16 protein-coding genes are annotated in these 15,682 nt (G+C 70.5%); 9 read left to right on the top strand and 7 right to left on the bottom strand.

The annotated features are described in order from the left end of the window. Positions 1-100 precede the first annotated feature (100 nt). Positions 101-1,300: a phosphoserine phosphatase SerB gene (gene serB, locus ABZY57_RS28830; RefSeq protein WP_356516827.1), complete on the bottom strand. Its 1,200-nt coding sequence runs from the start codon at positions 1,298-1,300 to the stop codon at positions 101-103. Positions 1,301-1,752: 452 nt separating this feature from the next. Between serB and ABZY57_RS28825 the strand changes: the two genes are divergently transcribed. After that, entirely contained in the window at positions 1,753-4,278 is a 2,526-nt protein-coding gene (locus ABZY57_RS28825; RefSeq protein WP_356516825.1) for an FHA domain-containing protein, read from the top strand. 106 nt (positions 4,279-4,384) lie between these two features. Here the strand turns inward: ABZY57_RS28825 and ABZY57_RS28820 are convergent, their stop codons facing one another. After that, positions 4,385-5,077 carry a transglycosylase SLT domain-containing protein gene (locus ABZY57_RS28820; RefSeq protein ID WP_356516823.1) on the bottom strand — a complete coding sequence of 231 codons (693 nt, stop codon included), beginning with the start codon at positions 5,075-5,077 and terminating at the stop codon, positions 4,385-4,387. Positions 5,078-5,693: 616 nt separating this feature from the next. Here ABZY57_RS28820 and ABZY57_RS28815 point away from each other — a divergent pair. The 3 genes from ABZY57_RS28815 to ABZY57_RS28805 all read left to right on the top strand — a co-directional run bounded on the left by ABZY57_RS28815 (position 5,694) and on the right by ABZY57_RS28805 (position 7,861). Continuing rightward, on the top strand, positions 5,694-6,851 hold the full coding sequence (locus ABZY57_RS28815; protein WP_356516821.1) for a GAF domain-containing sensor histidine kinase: 1,158 nt from the start codon (positions 5,694-5,696) through the stop codon (positions 6,849-6,851). Beyond that, entirely contained in the window at positions 6,844-7,503 is a 660-nt protein-coding gene (locus ABZY57_RS28810; RefSeq protein ID WP_356516819.1) for a response regulator transcription factor, read from the top strand. The genes ABZY57_RS28815 and ABZY57_RS28810 overlap by 8 nt, the downstream gene beginning before the upstream one ends. 112 nt (positions 7,504-7,615) lie before the next feature. Then, on the top strand, positions 7,616-7,861 hold the full coding sequence (locus ABZY57_RS28805; protein ID WP_214956057.1) for a chaplin: 246 nt from the start codon (positions 7,616-7,618) through the stop codon (positions 7,859-7,861). Between the two features lie 301 nt (positions 7,862-8,162). Here ABZY57_RS28805 and ABZY57_RS28800 read toward each other — a convergent pair whose 3' ends face one another. Beyond that, positions 8,163-8,942 carry a hypothetical protein gene (locus ABZY57_RS28800; RefSeq protein WP_356516817.1) on the bottom strand — a complete coding sequence of 260 codons (780 nt, stop codon included), beginning with the start codon at positions 8,940-8,942 and terminating at the stop codon, positions 8,163-8,165. A 142-nt stretch (positions 8,943-9,084) separates the two neighbouring features. Between ABZY57_RS28800 and ABZY57_RS28795 the strand changes: the two genes are divergently transcribed. The 4 genes from ABZY57_RS28795 (at position 9,085) to ABZY57_RS28780 (ending at position 12,362) form a co-directional block, all read left to right on the top strand. Continuing rightward, on the top strand, positions 9,085-9,879 hold the full coding sequence (locus tag ABZY57_RS28795) for an ABC transporter ATP-binding protein (RefSeq protein ID WP_327252042.1): 795 nt from the start codon (positions 9,085-9,087) through the stop codon (positions 9,877-9,879). A gap of 65 nt (positions 9,880-9,944) precedes the next feature. Further along, positions 9,945-10,376: an NfeD family protein gene (locus tag ABZY57_RS28790; RefSeq protein ID WP_356516815.1), complete on the top strand. Its 432-nt coding sequence runs from the start codon at positions 9,945-9,947 to the stop codon at positions 10,374-10,376. A 129-nt stretch (positions 10,377-10,505) separates the two neighbouring features. After that, positions 10,506-11,501: an SPFH domain-containing protein gene (locus ABZY57_RS28785; RefSeq protein WP_356516813.1), complete on the top strand. Its 996-nt coding sequence runs from the start codon at positions 10,506-10,508 to the stop codon at positions 11,499-11,501. A 90-nt stretch (positions 11,502-11,591) separates the two neighbouring features. Beyond that, positions 11,592-12,362 (top strand): sulfite exporter TauE/SafE family protein, encoded by a 771-nt coding sequence (locus tag ABZY57_RS28780; RefSeq protein WP_356516811.1) that lies wholly within the window; start codon positions 11,592-11,594, stop codon positions 12,360-12,362. Between the two features lie 79 nt (positions 12,363-12,441). Here the strand turns inward: ABZY57_RS28780 and ABZY57_RS28775 are convergent, their stop codons facing one another. The 3 genes from ABZY57_RS28775 to ABZY57_RS28765 form a co-directional block, all read right to left on the bottom strand. Continuing rightward, a complete protein-coding gene (locus ABZY57_RS28775; RefSeq protein ID WP_356516809.1) occupies positions 12,442-12,945 on the bottom strand; it encodes an HNH endonuclease in 504 nt (167 codons plus the stop codon). Between the two features lie 161 nt (positions 12,946-13,106). Next, entirely contained in the window at positions 13,107-13,640 is a 534-nt protein-coding gene (locus tag ABZY57_RS28770) for a YbhB/YbcL family Raf kinase inhibitor-like protein (protein ID WP_356516807.1), read from the bottom strand. 82 nt (positions 13,641-13,722) lie between these two features. Further along, the gene (locus ABZY57_RS28765) at positions 13,723-14,505 is read right to left on the bottom strand and encodes a sporulation protein (protein ID WP_356516805.1); all 783 of its coding nucleotides are present in this window, start codon (positions 14,503-14,505) and stop codon (positions 13,723-13,725) included. Between the two features lie 136 nt (positions 14,506-14,641). Between ABZY57_RS28765 and ABZY57_RS28760 the strand changes: the two genes are divergently transcribed. Then, entirely contained in the window at positions 14,642-15,283 is a 642-nt protein-coding gene (locus ABZY57_RS28760; RefSeq protein WP_356516803.1) for a DNA-3-methyladenine glycosylase, read from the top strand. 171 nt (positions 15,284-15,454) lie between these two features. Here the strand turns inward: ABZY57_RS28760 and ABZY57_RS28755 are convergent. Further along, a partial coding sequence (locus ABZY57_RS28755) for a hypothetical protein (RefSeq protein ID WP_356516801.1) occupies positions 15,455-15,682 on the bottom strand: 228 nt, incomplete at its 5' end.

The following is a 15,682-nucleotide window of genomic DNA, read 5'->3' as shown; positions in this document are numbered from 1 at the left end:
GCCCGCCTCACGGGCCCGCCCCCTCCGCGGTCCCGGGCCCCGCCAGTGGGCAGGCGCCGGGGCCCGCTCCGTCGTAGGGGGCGTGGCGGAGAGGTGTCCGTCACGCCAGGTCGGCGGCCTCGACCTCTTCGCGGGTGATTCCGAGCAGGTAGAGCACGGCGTCCAGGAAGGGCACGTTCACCGCGGTGTGCGCGGCCTGGCGGACCACCGGCTTGGCGCAGAAGGCCACGCCCAGCCCGGCCGCGTTCAGCATGTCCAGGTCGTTGGCACCATCACCGATGGCCACGGTCTGGGCCAGCGGTACGCCCGCCTCCGCGGCGAACCGGCGCAGCAGCCGGGCCTTGCCGGCCCGGTCCACGATCTCGCCGGTGACCCTGCCCGTCAGCTTGCCGTCGACGATCTCCAGGGTGTTGGCGGAGGCGAAGTCCAGCCCGAGCCGCTCCCGCAGGTCGTCCGTCACCTGCGTGAACCCGCCGGAGACCACGCCCACCTGGTATCCGAGCCGCTTGAGGGTGCGGATCAGCGTCCGGGCGCCCGGGGTGAGGCGCACCTCGGAGCGGACCTTGTCCACCACGGAGGCGTCCAGCCCGGCCAGCAGCGCGACCCGCGCGTGCAGCGACTGCTCGAAGTCCAGCTCCCCGCGCATGGCCCGCTCGGTCACCTCGGCGACCTCGGCCTCACAGCCGGCGTGCGCGGCGAAGAGCTCGATGACCTCGTCCTGGATCAGCGTCGAGTCCACGTCCATGACGACGAGGCGCTGGGCCCGCCGGTGCAGCCCGGCCGAGACCACGGCCACGTCGACGCCGATCTGCGCGGCGGCGGTGGCCAGCGCGGTGCGCAGCGGCTCGGTCGCGGTGCCGGAGACGGCGAACTCCACGGCCGTCACCGGATACTTCGCGAGCCGGAAGATGCGGTCGATGTTGCCGCCGGTCGCGGTGATCCGCGCGGCGATGGCGGCCGTTGACTCGGCGGTGAGCGGATGCCCGAGCACGGTGACGTGCGAACGGCCACTGCCGCGCGGCCGGTTGTCACCGGTGCCGGAGAGGATCTCGGCCTGCAGCTTGAGGGACTCGGCCCAGCTGTGGACGGTGGCCCGCAGCTCGCCCTCGGTGCCGGCGGTCGGGTGGGTGACGAGGGCGCACAGGACGATGCGGCCTCGGGTGACGACCTGCTCGATGTCGACGACGTCGACGGAGTAGGCGGCGAGGGTGTCGAACAGCCCGGCGGTGATCCCGGGACGGTCCTTGCCGAAGATCTTGACGAGGAGGGTGGGGACGTCGGAGGTCTGCGAAGCGCTCATGGTGCCTTCACCGTATCTCCCCGTCCTGCGCGCACGGAGCCCCGTCCCACCTGGCGGAACCGATTCGCTCCGTACGGACGTGCGGGAGCCGCGCGGCGGACGCGTGCAGGACACGCGGTGGACATGCGCGGGCCGGGGGGCGGCTGCGTGGAGGTTCGGGGAGGAGGCGCGCCGGGTGGCCGCAGACCAGGACCGGAACGGAGGGCAACGGCCGGGCGGCCGCCCGCCTCCCGGGACGGAGCGGAGTCTCCAGTGCTCCCGGACGGAGGTCAAGACGTCCTGAATCGCACCTTCCGGGCCGCTTTCGACCCCCTCGGCCGGCCTCCCGGGACGCCGCCACGTGGCCCGGATTCCCCTTGTGGCCGTGCGCCTGAAATAGTTCCCCCGGATGTTCGCCATCCCTAGACTCCCTGACGTCATGGGGGATCTCGGGGGACTTAAGTGGGGCTGGAGTGCCGGAACTCGTACTGGAATTGAATGGAAGGACCTGGACGCTCGATCCGTCCAGGTCGTACTCGCTGGGGCGCGACCCCCAGGGAGACGTGGTGATCGATGACGCCCGGGTGTCGTGGCGGCACGCCACCATCGCCTGGAACGGGCGAGGTTGGGGAATCGAGGACCACGGCAGCACCAACGGCACCTACGTGCGCGGGGCGAGGGTCCAGCAGGCGGAGCTCGTACCCGGTACGCCGGTGCACCTGGGCAACGCCACCGACGGGCCGCGACTGAATCCCGTCGCGCCCGTGGCCGCCCAGGCGCCGCAGCCGGCCGTGGCACAGCAGGCGCCCGCCCAGGCGTACGCGCAGCAGGCACAGCCGCAGGCACCGCAGCAGCCCTGGGAACAGCAGGTCCAGCAGGCCCCGCCGTTCCCGCAGCAGCAGGCCCAGCAGCCGCACCAGGCGCAGCCCTTCCCGCAGCAGCACCAGCAGCAGCAGGGCGGCGGCGGTACCCCGGGTTACGGCGACCACCGCAGCCCGACGACGTTCCACCAGCTCGCGCTGGGCCACGTCATGCGCATCGGCCGTGCGCTGGAGAACGAGCTGGTGGTCTCCGACCTCCAGGTCTCCCGCCACCACGCGGAGTTCCACTCGATGCCGGGCGGCCGCTTCGAGATCCGCGACCTCGGCAGCCACAACGGCACCTACGTCAACGGCCAGCCGCTGGCGAAGTCCGGCACCGCGCTGCTCGGCCCGAACGACATCGTCGGCGTCGGCCACTCGACCTTCCGGATCGTCGGCGACCGCCTCGAGGAGTTCGTCGACACCGGTGACGTCTCCTTCTCGGCCCGCCACCTCACGGTCACGGTCGACGGCGGCAAGCAGATCCTCAAGGACGTCACCTTCGGCGTCCCGGAGAAGTCGCTGATCGGCGTCATCGGCCCCTCCGGCTCCGGCAAGTCGACGCTCCTCAAGGCGCTGACCGGCTACCGCCCGGCCAACGAGGGCGACGTCCTCTACGACAACCGCAACCTGTACAAGCAGTTCGCGGAGCTCCGCCAGCGCATCGGCCTGGTCCCGCAGGACGACATCCTGCACAAGGAGCTGAAGGTCAGCACCGCCCTCAAGTACGCGGCCAAGCTCCGCTTCCCGGGCGACACCGCCGAGTCCGAGCGCGCCGCCCGCATCAACGAGGTGCTGCGCGAGCTCAAGCTCGACATCCACAAGGACAAGAAGATCACCTCGCTCTCGGGCGGCCAGCGCAAGCGCGTGTCCGTGGCCCTGGAGCTGCTGACCAAGCCGTCGCTGATCTTCCTGGACGAGCCGACCTCGGGCCTCGACCCGGGCATGGACCGCGATGTCATGCAGCTGCTGCGCGGTCTCGCCGACGACGGCCGCACGGTCCTCGTCGTCACGCACTCGGTCGCCGAGCTGGCCATCTGCGACAAACTGCTGGTCATGGCCCCGGGCGGCTCGGTCGCGTACTTCGGTCCGCCGGACGAGGCGCTGAACTTCTTCGGCTACTCCACCTGGGCCGACGTGTTCTCCGCCTTCGAGAGCTACCGCGACTACGACTGGGCCGGCCGCTGGAAGGGCTCGCAGCACTACCAGCTCTACGCCGCCGACATCGACGCGGTCGCCCCGCAGTCGGTGCAGCCCGCCGTGCAGCAGACCAGGCCGCCGAAGCCGCAGGGCTGGGGCTCCCAGCTCTGGACGCTGATGCGCCGCTACATGTCGGTCATCGCGTCCGACCGGGGGTTCATCGCACTGATGCTGATCCTCCCGGCGGTCCTCGGCGTGGTCTCCGTCGTGATCCCCGCGAAGTTCGGACTCGCGCCGCCCGTGGCACCGTCCCGCTTCAACGGCGACGCCGGCACGATCATGCTGATCCTCGCGGTCGGCATGTGCTTCTCCGGCGCCGCGAACTCGGTCCGTGAGCTGATCAAGGAACGCGTGATCTACGAGCGCGAGCGCGCGACCGGCCTGTCCCGGTCGGCGTACCTCGTGTCGAAGGTGATCGTCCTCGGAGTCATCACGGCCATCCAGGGCGTGATCATCTGCGGGATCGGCTTCTACCCGCGCGACCTGCCCACCGAGGGTCTGCTGATGCCGCCCGCCGTGGAGATCTGCCTGTCGGTCATCGCACTGGGCTTCACGTCCATGATGTTCGGCCTGGTGATCTCCTCGCTGGTGAAGACCGCCGAGAAGACCATGCCGCTGCTGGTCATGTTCGCGATCGTCCAGGTCGTCTTCACCGGCATCCTCTTCCAGGTCTACGACTCTCCGGGCCTGGAGCAGTTCGCCTGGCTGATGCCGTCGCGCTGGGCGATCGCCGCCGCCGGCACCACGCTGAACCTCGGCGTGCTCATGCCGCCGTGGGACGCAGAGAACCCGACCAACACCGACCCGCTCTGGGACGCCACGGTCGGCCAGTGGAGCCTGAACATCACGGTCCTGCTGCTCCTCGGCGTCGCGTGCGGCTTCGCCGTGCAGCGCCTGCTGCGCCGCCACGAGCCCGAGGTCATGCGCGCGGGCAAGTAGGCGCAGGGCCCGCGTGCGCACGCGGGCACCACGAACGCCTCAGGGCGGCTCCGGAACACCGGGGCCGCCCTGAGGCGCATGGGGGGCTGGGGAGGACGCCAGAGGCCTAGTAGGCGCTGTTGACGTTGTCCATGGAGCCGTAGCGGTCGGCCGCGTAGTTGCAGGCCGCGACGATGTTGGCGACCGGGTCGTACTGGTCGAACTTGGTGCCCTTGACGTGGTACGCCTTGAAGGTCGGGGCGATGACCTGGAGCAGACCCTTGCTGGGCACGCCGTTCTGGGCGTTGATGTCCCAGTTGTTGATCGCCATCGGGTTGCCGCTGGACTCGCGCATGATGTTCTTGTGGATGCCGGCGTAGGTGCCCGGAATGCCTTCCTTCTTCATGATGAAGAGGGCTTCCTTGATCCAGCCGTCCAGGTTGTTCGCGAAGACCGGCGCGCGGTTCGCGGAACGGCTGGCGGCCGCCTTCTGCTCGCGGGCCTTCTTCGCCTCCGCCGCGGCCTTGGCCTTGGCGGCCGCATCCTCGGCGGCCTTCGCGTCCTTCGCGACCTTGGCCTGCTGCTTCGCGACGACCTGCTGAACGGTGAGGTGCTGCTGCACGGCCTGCGTCTGCGCACCGTCGACGACCTTGGCCCAGGCGACGGGGGCCGCGGCCACGGTCGTCTGGGTCTCGGCGGCGTTGGCCGGGACGAGGGAGAAGGCGAGGGCGGCGGCGCCCAGGGTGGCTACACCGGCGATGGAAAGCTTGTGGGCCTTCGTCAGACGACGGCTGTGGCCGGGAGTGCTGGTCTCGGTCATGCGTAGCAACCTCTTCGAATAGCGGGGGCCGCAGGAAAGCGCCTGACGGATCCGAGATCCGCGGCGCTGTGCGACGGGAGCAATTCTTAGCGGTGGCAAAAACTTGTGGCAAAGGTGTGACGTACGATCCCGCTTAGTGGATCAGGGGCCGGAGTCGAGCCCGGAATTCGGGGTCCGGCGCCCGTGAGTCAGCTCTAACAGTGCTCTTATGTATCCACTAGGGAGCTTCGTAAGTGATGTGCGTCCTATGCGCGGGCTCACATCGGTCACGTATCAATCTCACCAACCGTTGCGGCAGCAATCCATTGAGTGACCGTTCTCATCCTTGAGTAGCAGGAGAACGTCCCGAAACTCATGCCAAAGGCACAGCTTCGCCACGGCCGAGCGCTACCCGGGCGGTACGGCGCCTCGCCACGACAGGCCTCGGACCGCCCCGCCCGGCGGAGGGCAGGGTCGCAAGGCCCGGCGGAATGTCCCTTATATACAGTCCCTTCTCCCGTGCCTCCGGAGCACCCTCCAGGCCGGCGACCTAGGCCGGGACCTACGCCGCTCCCTGCGCGAGCCCTACGCCCCCGGCCCGATCCGCCCGCCCCACCGCCACGAGTACCGTGAGGCCATGCACTCCGGACCCCGAGGCCCCCGCTGCGGCGGCCTGGCCGCCGTGAGCACCGCGCTGCTCGCCATGAGCCGCCGGCTGGAGGTCCGCGACGTGCTGCGCACGATCGTCGCCTCGGCCCGCGAACTGCTCGACGCCGAGTACGCGGCCCTGGGCGTCCCGGACGACCACGGCGGCTTCGCGCAGTTCGTCGTGGACGGCGTCAGCGAGGAGCAGTGGCGGGCGATCGGCCCGCTGCCCCGCCAGCACGGCATCCTCGCCGCGATGCTCCACCAGGACGGCCCCGAGCGGCTGGCCGACGTACGCGAGGACCCCCGCTTCGAGGGCTGGCCCGCCGCCCACCCCGACATGTCCGACTTCCTCGGGCTGCCCATCCGGGACGGCGAGGAGACCCTCGGCGCCCTCTTCCTCGCGAACAAGCGGAGCGTCCCCGGCGGCAGGCAGGGCTTCACCGACGAGGACGAGGAGCTCCTCTCCCTCCTCGCTCAGCACGCGGCGATCGCCCTCACCAACGCACGCCTCTACGAGCGCAGCCGCGAGCTGACCATCGCCGAGGAGCGCTCCCGCCTGGCCCACGAGCTGCACGACGCGGTCAGCCAGAAACTCTTCTCGCTCCGCCTGACCGCGCAGGCCGCCGCCGCGCTGGTGGACCGCGACCCGGCCCGCGCCAAGGACGAGCTCCAGCAGGTCGCCGTCCTCGCGGCCGAGGCCGCCGACGAACTGCGCGCGGCCGTCACCGAGCTCCGCCCCACCGCCCTGGACGAGGACGGCCTGATCGCCACCCTGCGCAACCAGGTCCGCGTCCTGGACCGGGCCCACACCGCGCACGTCACCTTCACCTGCGACGGAGTACGGGCCCTGCCCGCGGCGCAGGAGGAGGCGGTCCTGCGCGTGGCCCAGGAGGCCCTGCACAACGCCCTGCGCCACTCGGCCGGCGACCGCGTCGACGTCACCCTCACCCGCCGGGAGACCGGGGGAGCCCTGCTCCGGGTCACCGACGACGGAACCGGCTTCTCCCCTCCCACCGTCCGCCGGGCGGGCCGGCACCTCGGCCTGGTCTCCATGCGGGACCGGGCCGCCGGCGTCGGCGGCCGGCTCACCGTGCGCTCCGAGCCCGGCAGCGGCACCACGATCGAACTGGAGGTACCCGGTGGCTGACACGCCGGGCCGTAACGGCCGCGTCAGGGTGTTGCTCGTGGACGACCACCAGGTGGTCCGGCGGGGCCTGCGCACCTTCCTGGAGGTCCAGGACGACATCGAGGTGGTCGGCGAGGCCGCCGACGGCCAGGAGGGCATCGACCGCGCCGAGGAACTGCACCCCGACGTCATCCTGATGGACGTCAAGATGCCGGGCACCGACGGCATCGAGGCGCTGCGCAGGCTGCGCGCGCTGGCGAACCCCGCGCGCGTGCTGATCGTCACCAGCTTCACCGAGCAGCGCACGGTGGTCCCCGCCCTGCGCGCGGGCGCCGCGGGCTACGTGTACAAGGACATCGACCCCGACGCCCTCGCCGCCGCCATCCGCTCGGTGCACGCCGGCCACGTCCTGCTCCAGCCGGAGGTCGCCGGAGCCCTGCTCGCCGAGGAGGGCCCCGGCCCGTCATCCGGCCGCGGCGGCAACCTGACGGAGCGCGAGCGCGAGGTGCTGCACCACATAGCGGACGGGCGTTCGAACCGGGAGATCGCCCGCGCGCTCGTCCTGTCGGAGAAGACGGTGAAGACGCACGTCTCGAACATCCTGATGAAGCTGGACCTCGCGGACCGTACGCAGGCGGCGCTGTGGGCGGTCAGACACGGCATGGTCCAGTGATTCATACGGTCGGGTGTATGTAGCCCACATGGCGCATCCCGTTCGTCGGATGAGCGTTCTTCATGACGTGCCGCGGCGGCTGGCCGCGGCAGACGTACTGGAGGACGAGAACGTGAAGAACTTCAAGAAGGCCACTGCCGTCACCATGATCGCGGGCGGCCTCCTCGCCGCCGGCGCGGGTGTCTCGTCGGCGCACGGCGGTGCGTCGGCCGAGGGCGAGGCCCTGAACTCGCCCGGCGTGGCCGCGGGGAACCAGCTCCAGCTCCCCGTCCACATCCCCGTGAACGTCGTGGGCAACTCGGTCAACGTGATCGGCCTGCTCAACGGCGCCTGGGGCAACACGGGCGTCAACGCCTGACCGCACCCCCTTCAAGGCGGTGCTCGCACTGCTCCGCAGACTTCGCCCCGCTGCGCCGGAGTCCGTCCGGCATGGCAGCCGGGCCCGCGGAGCGGCCCTGCACCTCGGCCCCGCTTCCCCCCTCTCCCCGGGAAGCGGGGCCGACGCCTTTCCGGCGAGGAGCCCGCTTCGAAGCGGACAGATCCAGCCCCTCCGGCGTTCGAGGGACGGGGCCCGGGGCGGCGCCCCGGGAAAGCCCGGCGCGGCCGGGCCGCTCGCGCTACGGCGCCGCACGCAGATCCCCGCCTCCCGCACCCCGCGGCTAGCGGAACCGCTCCTCCACGGCCGAGTTGTACGCCGCGACCAGCGCCCGCCGGGCAACCCGCTCCACCGGCCGCAAAGCCTCCGCCCGCGCGGCCATCTCCGACGCCGCCACCGCCGCCCCGTGCCCCCGCTCGGTCGCCAGCGACACCAGCAGGTCCACCCGCTGCGCCAGCGACAGGACCCGTACCGCCCGCGCCGGATACCCCGGCGCCAGCGCGTCCCGCCCGGCCTCCGTCCGCGCCCGGTACACGGACAGCGCCGCCTCCGCGACCGGCCCGGATCCCGCCACGTCCAGCCGGGTCAGCACTACCGTGGCCTCGCGCAGCGCCTCCGCCAGTTCCCGCTCCGCCTCGCCGAGCGACGGCACGTCCGCCGGCGGGGCCTCCCGTACGGGCAGGCAGTGCCAGGTCACCGAGACGTGCACGTCACCCGCGGGCCCGGCCTCGACGACCTCCGGCACCAGCCCCACCGCCGCACCCACCGCGACGACCGCCTCCTCGGCGTCCAGCGCCCTCGCGTTGAACTCCGGCGGCCCGCTCAGCCCCAGCGGATGCCCCGGCGCCGGGAGCGCGATCCGCAGCCCGGTCACCCCCAGCACCCGCAGCCGGCCCAGTGCCAGGGTGAGGCCCACCGGGCCGGATTCCCCGGGCAGCCCCTCCACCCGGTGCACGGAGTCCTCGCCCACGATCGACAACACGGCTTCGTCGGGCGAGACGAGACCGGCCAGCAGAGCGTTCCCCCAGGCGGCCAGCCGCCCTGAACGCGGTTCGAAAAGCATCCCCCTACTTTACGGACGGGCCCCTGGACCCGGGCCCGCGCCCGGACCCCTCCCCGAGTGGCGTAGGTTTTCCCCTGGGGCTGCGCCCACGGACGGGGCGGCGCACAGACGAACCAAGACTGCAAGGGGAGACAACACGCTCATGAGCGATGTTCTGGAGCTGGTGGACGTATCCGTGGTCCGCGAGGGCCGGGCTCTGGTGGACCAGGTCTCCTGGTCGGTCAAGGAGGGGGAGCGCTGGGTGATCCTCGGCCCCAACGGCGCCGGCAAGACCACACTGCTGAACCTCGCCTCCAGCTACCTCTTCCCCACCAAGGGTTCCGCCACCATCCTCGGCAGCACCCTCGGCAAGGTGGACGTCTTCGAGCTGCGCCCCCGCATCGGCATGGCCGGCATCGCGATGGCCGACAAGCTGCCCAGGCGCCAGACCGTCCTGGAGACCGTCCTCACCGCCGCGTACGGGATGACGGCCACCTGGCAGGAGGAGTACGAGGAGATCGACGAGCAGCGCGCCCGCGCCTTCCTCGACCGCCTCGGCATGACGCCCTACCTCGACCGGAAGTTCGGCACCCTCTCCGAGGGCGAGCGCAAGCGCACCCTGATCGCCCGCGCACTGATGACCGACCCCGAGCTGCTGCTGCTCGACGAGCCCGCCGCCGGTCTCGACCTCGGCGGCCGCGAGGACCTCGTACGACGCCTCGGCCGGCTCGCCCGCGACCCGCTCGCTCCGTCGATGATCATGGTCACCCACCACGTCGAGGAGATCGCCCCCGGCTTCACCCACGTCCTGATGATCCGTCAGGGCAAGGTGGTCGCAGCCGGACCCATCGACCTCGAACTGACCTCCCGCAACCTCTCCCTCTGCTTCGGCCTGCCGCTCGTCGTCGAGCGCAACGACAGCGACCGCTGGACCGCCCAGGGCCTGCCCCTGCGGTAGTCCGCGCGCCAGCCGGGCCTCCCGCACCCTGTCCGGACCGCGCCCACCCGACCTACCATGACCATGTGGACATCGACGCGTGGGTGTGGTGGCTCATCGGCGCGGTCGGACTGGGCATTCCCCTCGTCCTGACCGCGATGCCCGAGTTCGGCATGTTCGCCGCCGGTGCGGTGGCGGCTGCCGTCACGGCGGCCCTCGGCGGGGGAGTGGTCGCCCAAGTCCTGGTATTCGTCGCCGTGTCGGTCGCGCTCATCGCGGTCGTCCGCCCGATCGCCAACCGGCACCGCAACCAGAAACCCCAACACCGCAGTGGAGTCGACGCGTTGAGGGGCCGCAGCGCCGTGGTCCTGGAGCGCGTGGACGCGGGCGGCGGCGGCCGCATCAAGCTGGCCGGGGAGATCTGGTCGGCGCGCTCCCTGGACGCGGACATCATCTTCGAACCGGGCCAGTCCGTCGACGTCGTGGAGATCGACGGGGCGACAGCCGTCGTCATGTGACGGACCGGCACGTGAGCAACTCACCTGTGTGCACGCGCATGTGGGCAAGCAGCCGACCCGCGGCCCCGGGGTCTGCGAGACTCCGCTGAACGGGGCAGCACAGACAGCCGGAAGGGCACGGGGAACCGCATGCAACCGATCATCATCGTTCTGATCATTCTGGTGGTTCTGGTCTTCATCGCACTGGTCAAGACGATCCAGGTGATCCCGCAGGCCAGCGCCGCCATCGTCGAGCGGTTCGGCCGCTACACCCGCACCCTCAACGCGGGCCTCAACATCGTCGTCCCGTTCATCGACTCGATCCGCAACCGGATCGACCTCCGCGAGCAGGTCGTCCCCTTCCCGCCGCAGCCCGTCATCACCCAGGACAACCTCGTCGTCAACATCGACACGGTCATCTACTACCAGGTGACCGACGCCCGCGCCGCGACGTACGAGGTGGCCAGCTACATCCAGGCCATCGAGCAGCTCACCGTCACCACGCTGCGCAACATCATCGGCGGCATGGACCTGGAGCGGACCCTGACCTCCCGCGAGGAGATCAACGCGGCCCTGCGCGGAGTCCTCGACGAGGCCACGGGCAAGTGGGGCATCCGCGTCAACCGCGTCGAGCTGAAGGCCATCGAGCCGCCGACCTCCATCCAGGACTCGATGGAGAAGCAGATGCGCGCCGACCGCGACAAGCGCGCCGCGATCCTCCAGGCCGAGGGCGTCCGCCAGTCCGAGATCCTGCGCGCCGAGGGCGAGAAGCAGTCCTCCATCCTGCGCGCCGAGGGTGACGCCAAGGCCGCCGCCCTGCGCGCCGAGGGCGAGGCGCAGGCCATCCGTACGGTCTTCGAGTCCATCCACGCCGGCGACGCCGACCAGAAGCTGCTCGCCTACCAGTACCTCCAGATGCTCCCGAAGCTCGCCGAAGGCGACGCCAACAAGCTCTGGATCGTCCCGAGCGAGATCGGCGACGCCCTCAAGGGCCTCTCCGGAGCCATGGGCAACTTCGGCCCGATGGGCGCCGCCTCCGGCTTCAACCCGCAGAACGCCGGTAAGGACGCCGGCGCCGGCGGCGGCATCCCCGCCGCCCGCGACAAGGACTCCGCGGAACGCCGCGAGCAGCCCCCCATCGATTGAGCGGTCCGTCCCCTCCGGCATGATCAGTGAGGCCCCTCGACCTTCATGGCGGGGAGGCGACTCACTCATGCAAAGGGGACGACCCCGCCCATGTCCATCTGGGAATCACTCGCGGTCTTCGCGGCCGGCATCGGCGCCGGCACCATCAACACCATCGTCGGTTCCGGCACCCTGATCACCTTCCCGGTGCTGCTGGCCACCGGCCTCCCGCCGGTGACGGCCAACGTCTCGAACACCCTCGGCCTCGTGCCCGGTTCCATCAGCGGAGCCATCGGCTACCGCAAGGAGCTCCAGGGCCAGCGCGCCCGCATCATCCGGCTCGGCGCCGTCTCGCTCGTCGGCGGACTCGCCGGCGCGATCCTGCTCCTCACCCTGCCGTCGGACTCCTTCGACACGATCGTGCCGGTCCTGATCGGGCTGGCCCTGGTCCTCGTCGTCTTCCAGCCCCGGCTCGCCGCCGCCCTGCGCAGGCGCCAGGAGGCCGCCGGAGGCGACGCCGGCCACCCCGACGGAGGCCCGCTGCTGCTGTCGGGCATGTTGCTCGCCAGCGCGTACGGGGGCTACTTCGGCGCCGCTCAAGGCGTGCTCTACGTCGGCCTCATGGGCCTGCTGCTCCGCGAGGAGCTCCAGCGGATCAACGCGGTGAAGAACGTGGTCGCGGCGATGGTGAACGGCATCGCGGCGGTCTTCTTCCTCTTCGTCGCCGAGTTCGACTGGACGGCCGTCCTGCTCATCGCCGTCGGCTCCACCATCGGCGGCCAGCTCGGCGCCAAGGTCGGCCGCCGCCTGTCGCCCACCGTGCTGCGGGGCGTCATCGTGACCGTCGGGACCATCGCGATCGTCCAGCTTCTGCTCCGCTGAGCGACGTAGATAACGTACGTCGCCCAGCACAGCCGTCTACCCGGCAGGATGATCCCGCCCTACGCGATCACCTGAGGCCCTACGCGGAACGCTCCAGCCACTCCGGGAGCACCTCCCGCCCGCCCACCCCCAGCGCGAGCAGCATGGCGTCCGCCGGCGAGGGAACGAAGGGCTTCCGGAGGAGCGGCATCCCCGCTTCCTCCGGAGTCCGCGCGGCCTTGCGGTGGTTGTCCTCGGAGCAGGAGGCCACCGTGTTCAGCCAGGTGTCCCCACCGCCCTGCGCCCGCGGAAGCACGTGGTCCACGGTCGTCGCGCGCTTCCCGCAGTAGGCGCACCGGTGTTGGTCCCGGATCAGCACCCCCCTCCGTGACCAGGGAGCATGTCTCCGGAAGGGCACCCGGACGTACCTGCAGAGTCTGATCACCCGCGGCAACGGAAGATCCATCGTGGCCGCGCGCACACGGAACTCGGGGTGCGCCTGTTCGACCACGGCCTTGTCCTGGAGCACCAGGACCACCGCCCGGTTCATCGTCACCGTCGACAGCGGCTCGAAGCTCGCGTTCAGCACCAGCGTGTCCCGCATCTCGCCCACCTCCCGTGTGCAGGCCCGCGACCACCCTGGCGGCGAGGCCCGCAACCACTCTGGTCGCGCGCGCCACGCGGGACAACGCAATAAAAATGCCCGGTCCTGGTCGTCTTTAGACCAGGACCGGGCAAACGCTCGGAGAACGAAGTGCGGAACGCTCAGCCCGCGGGAGCCTCGTACTCACCGATGAGCTGCGCCCGCCCCAGCGCGTGGAACCGCAGATTGAACCCGACGACGGCCGGCGACACGTCCGCGCCGGGACCGAGCTTCTCCTGATCCACGGCGTACACGGTGAACACGTACCGGTGCCGCTCCCCGGCCGGGGGAGCCGCCCCGCCGAAGTCCTTGGTGCCGTAGTCGTTGCGTACGTGCACGGCCCCCGCGGGCAGCCCCTCGAACTTCCCACTGCCCGCTCCGGCCGGGAGCTCGGTGACCGAGACCGGCAGGTCGAAGAGCACCCAGTGCCAGAACCCGCTCCCCGTCGGCGCGTCCGGGTCGAAGCAGGTCACGGCGAAGCTCTTCGTACCCTCCGGGAACCCCTCCCACCGCAGGTGCGGCGACACGTTCCCCCCGGCCAGCACCTGGGCGGACCCCAGATCGGCCCCGGGCTCCAGGTCCGCACTGCTCACGGTGAAGGCGTGCACCGCCGGATGGAAATCGTGGGGGAGCGGCGCCCTGTTCTGCTCGGCCACTGCGGAACCTCCTGCTGGGTTGAGTAGACGCTGACCGGCACCCGTAGCCCGGTACCTGTACCGGCACCGAGCCTAGATCCGCTCAGAGCCAGTTGCGCTGCGAACCCACCGAGGAGATCCACTGGTTCAGGTAGGCCGCCCAGTCGGTGCCCTGGTACGACTGCAGCCCCACCTGGAAGCAGCGGAAGGTGTCGCTGCCCTCGCTGAACAGACCCGGCTTCTTGTCCATCTCCAGGACGACGTCCATCTCGCGCCCGTCGGAGACGAAGGTCAGCTCGACCTGGTTCAGCCCCCGGTACTGCGACGGCGGAAGGAACTCGATCTCCTGGTAGAACGGCAGCGTCTGCCGCGTTCCCCGGATGTGCCCGCGCTCCATGTCCGCACTGCGGAAGGTGAAGCCCAGCTGGGCGAAGGCGTCGAGGATCGCCTGCTGCGCCGGCACCGGGTGCACGTTGATCGCGTCGAGGTCGCCGGCGTCCACCGCGCGGGCGATCTCGAGCTCCGTGCTGACGCCGATGTTCATGCCGGGGAGCTGACGCCCTCCGAAGTGGGTGATCGGCGTCTCCCAGGGGATCTCCAGCCCGAAGGGCACCACGTGCAGGGCGCCCGCCTGCACCTGGAAGGCACCGCCGAGGCGCTGCTTGGTGAAGACCACGTCCTGCTTGTACTCCTGGTCGCTGCCCTCCACCTCCACCCGGGCCTGGAGCCCGACGGACAGCCCCTCGATCTGCTGCTCCACGGACCCGCCCTGGATCCGGACCTCGCCCTGGACGATCCCGCCCGGTACGACGTTCGGCTCGGTGATGACCGTGTCGACCGAAGCACCACCGGCACCCAGGCTCGCGAACAGCTTCTTGAACCCCATGCTCTGACTCCCCTATACGACGTGCTCGAAAAAAGTCCTGCTCGACAAGACGCGCGCCACTCCACGCGCCTACCCCTACAAACGCGGAACCTTAGGCCCCGGTTGCAAAAGTGCGCAGTCCACTACGCTCGACTGGATGAGCGCGCGCCCCGACCGTACGCCCCTGCCCCGGTCCTTCTTCGACCGCCCGGTCCTCACCGTGGCCCCGGACCTCCTCGGCCGCACCCTGGTCCGCCGCACCCCGGACGGCCCCATGGAACTGCGCATCACGGAGGTGGAGGCGTACGAGGGAGAAGCCGACCCCGGCTCCCACGCCTACCGCGGCCGGACGGCGCGCAACGCGTCGATGTTCGGTCCACCCGGACACGCGTACGTCTACTTCATCTACGGCATGTGGTTCAGCCTCAACCTGGTCTGCGGCCCGCCGGGCCACGCGAGCGGTGTCCTCCTGCGGGCGGGGGAGATCACCGTGGGCGCGGAGCTGGCCCGCAAACGCCGGGTTTCAGCCAGAAACGACCGAGAACTGGCCAAGGGGCCGGCCCGCCTGGCCACCGCCCTGGCCGTGGACCGCTCGCTCGACGGCACGGACCTCTGCGCGGGCCCGGCTTCCCCGCTGTCCCTCCTGACGGGCACCCCCACCTCGCCGGACCTGCTGAGCCATGGCCCCCGCACCGGAGTGGGCGGCGCCGGCGCGGCCCACCCGTACCGCTACTGGATCACTCACGACCCGACGGTGAGCCCGTACCGGGCCCACGCGCCACGCCGCCGATCAACTTGACTCGGCACCGGCGGACGCCTAACGTAGCCCGAGCCGCTTGAACGGGGCACTGCTATCGGCAGACCTCCAGAGCGGCCAACCCAACACCTACGACTTACCCCTGGCGGGGTCCTATTCGGCATGTCCGAATTCGATTCCGAACGGCCGATTATGAGCCGCACGGGATAAGCGCTAATGTGGTGGAGCGCCGAAAGGCAAAGACCCCCAACGGTCACCGAATTCAAATCCAGAGTCGGAAACGACAACGGAAATGATCTGGTAGAGTTGGAAACGAAGGAAGCGCCCGGAGGGCCTGGAAACAGGAACAAAGGAAGCGTCCGTTCCTTGAGAACTCAACAGCGTGCCAAAAATCAACGCCAAAAGTTGATACCCCGTCCATTTCGGTGGATGAGGTTCCTT

It is taken from the genome of Streptomyces sp. NPDC006450, assembly GCF_040612195.1.
In the GTDB taxonomy this organism is placed as follows: domain Bacteria; phylum Actinomycetota; class Actinomycetes; order Streptomycetales; family Streptomycetaceae; genus Streptomyces.
This window is presented reverse-complemented; position numbering and strand designations above follow the sequence as displayed.

Excerpts from the sequence above, each read along its gene's own strand:
- ABZY57_RS28820 (WP_356516823.1), bottom strand. The coding sequence starts at position 5,077 with ATGACCGAGACCAGCACTCCCGGCCACAGCCGTCGTCTGACGAAGGCC.
- ABZY57_RS28780 (WP_356516811.1), top strand. The coding sequence starts at position 11,592 with ATGTCCATCTGGGAATCACTCGCGGTCTTCGCGGCCGGCATCGGCGCC.
- ABZY57_RS28800 (WP_356516817.1), bottom strand. The coding sequence starts at position 8,942 with ATGCTTTTCGAACCGCGTTCAGGGCGGCTGGCCGCCTGGGGGAACGCT.
- ABZY57_RS28795 (WP_327252042.1), top strand. The coding sequence starts at position 9,085 with ATGAGCGATGTTCTGGAGCTGGTGGACGTATCCGTGGTCCGCGAGGGC.
- ABZY57_RS28815 (WP_356516821.1), top strand. The coding sequence starts at position 5,694 with ATGCACTCCGGACCCCGAGGCCCCCGCTGCGGCGGCCTGGCCGCCGTG.
- serB (WP_356516827.1), bottom strand. The coding sequence starts at position 1,300 with ATGAGCGCTTCGCAGACCTCCGACGTCCCCACCCTCCTCGTCAAGATC.
- ABZY57_RS28765 (WP_356516805.1), bottom strand. The coding sequence starts at position 14,505 with ATGGGGTTCAAGAAGCTGTTCGCGAGCCTGGGTGCCGGTGGTGCTTCG.
- ABZY57_RS28775 (WP_356516809.1), bottom strand. The coding sequence starts at position 12,945 with ATGCGGGACACGCTGGTGCTGAACGCGAGCTTCGAGCCGCTGTCGACG.
- ABZY57_RS28785 (WP_356516813.1), top strand. The coding sequence starts at position 10,506 with ATGCAACCGATCATCATCGTTCTGATCATTCTGGTGGTTCTGGTCTTC.
- ABZY57_RS28760 (WP_356516803.1), top strand. The coding sequence starts at position 14,642 with ATGAGCGCGCGCCCCGACCGTACGCCCCTGCCCCGGTCCTTCTTCGAC.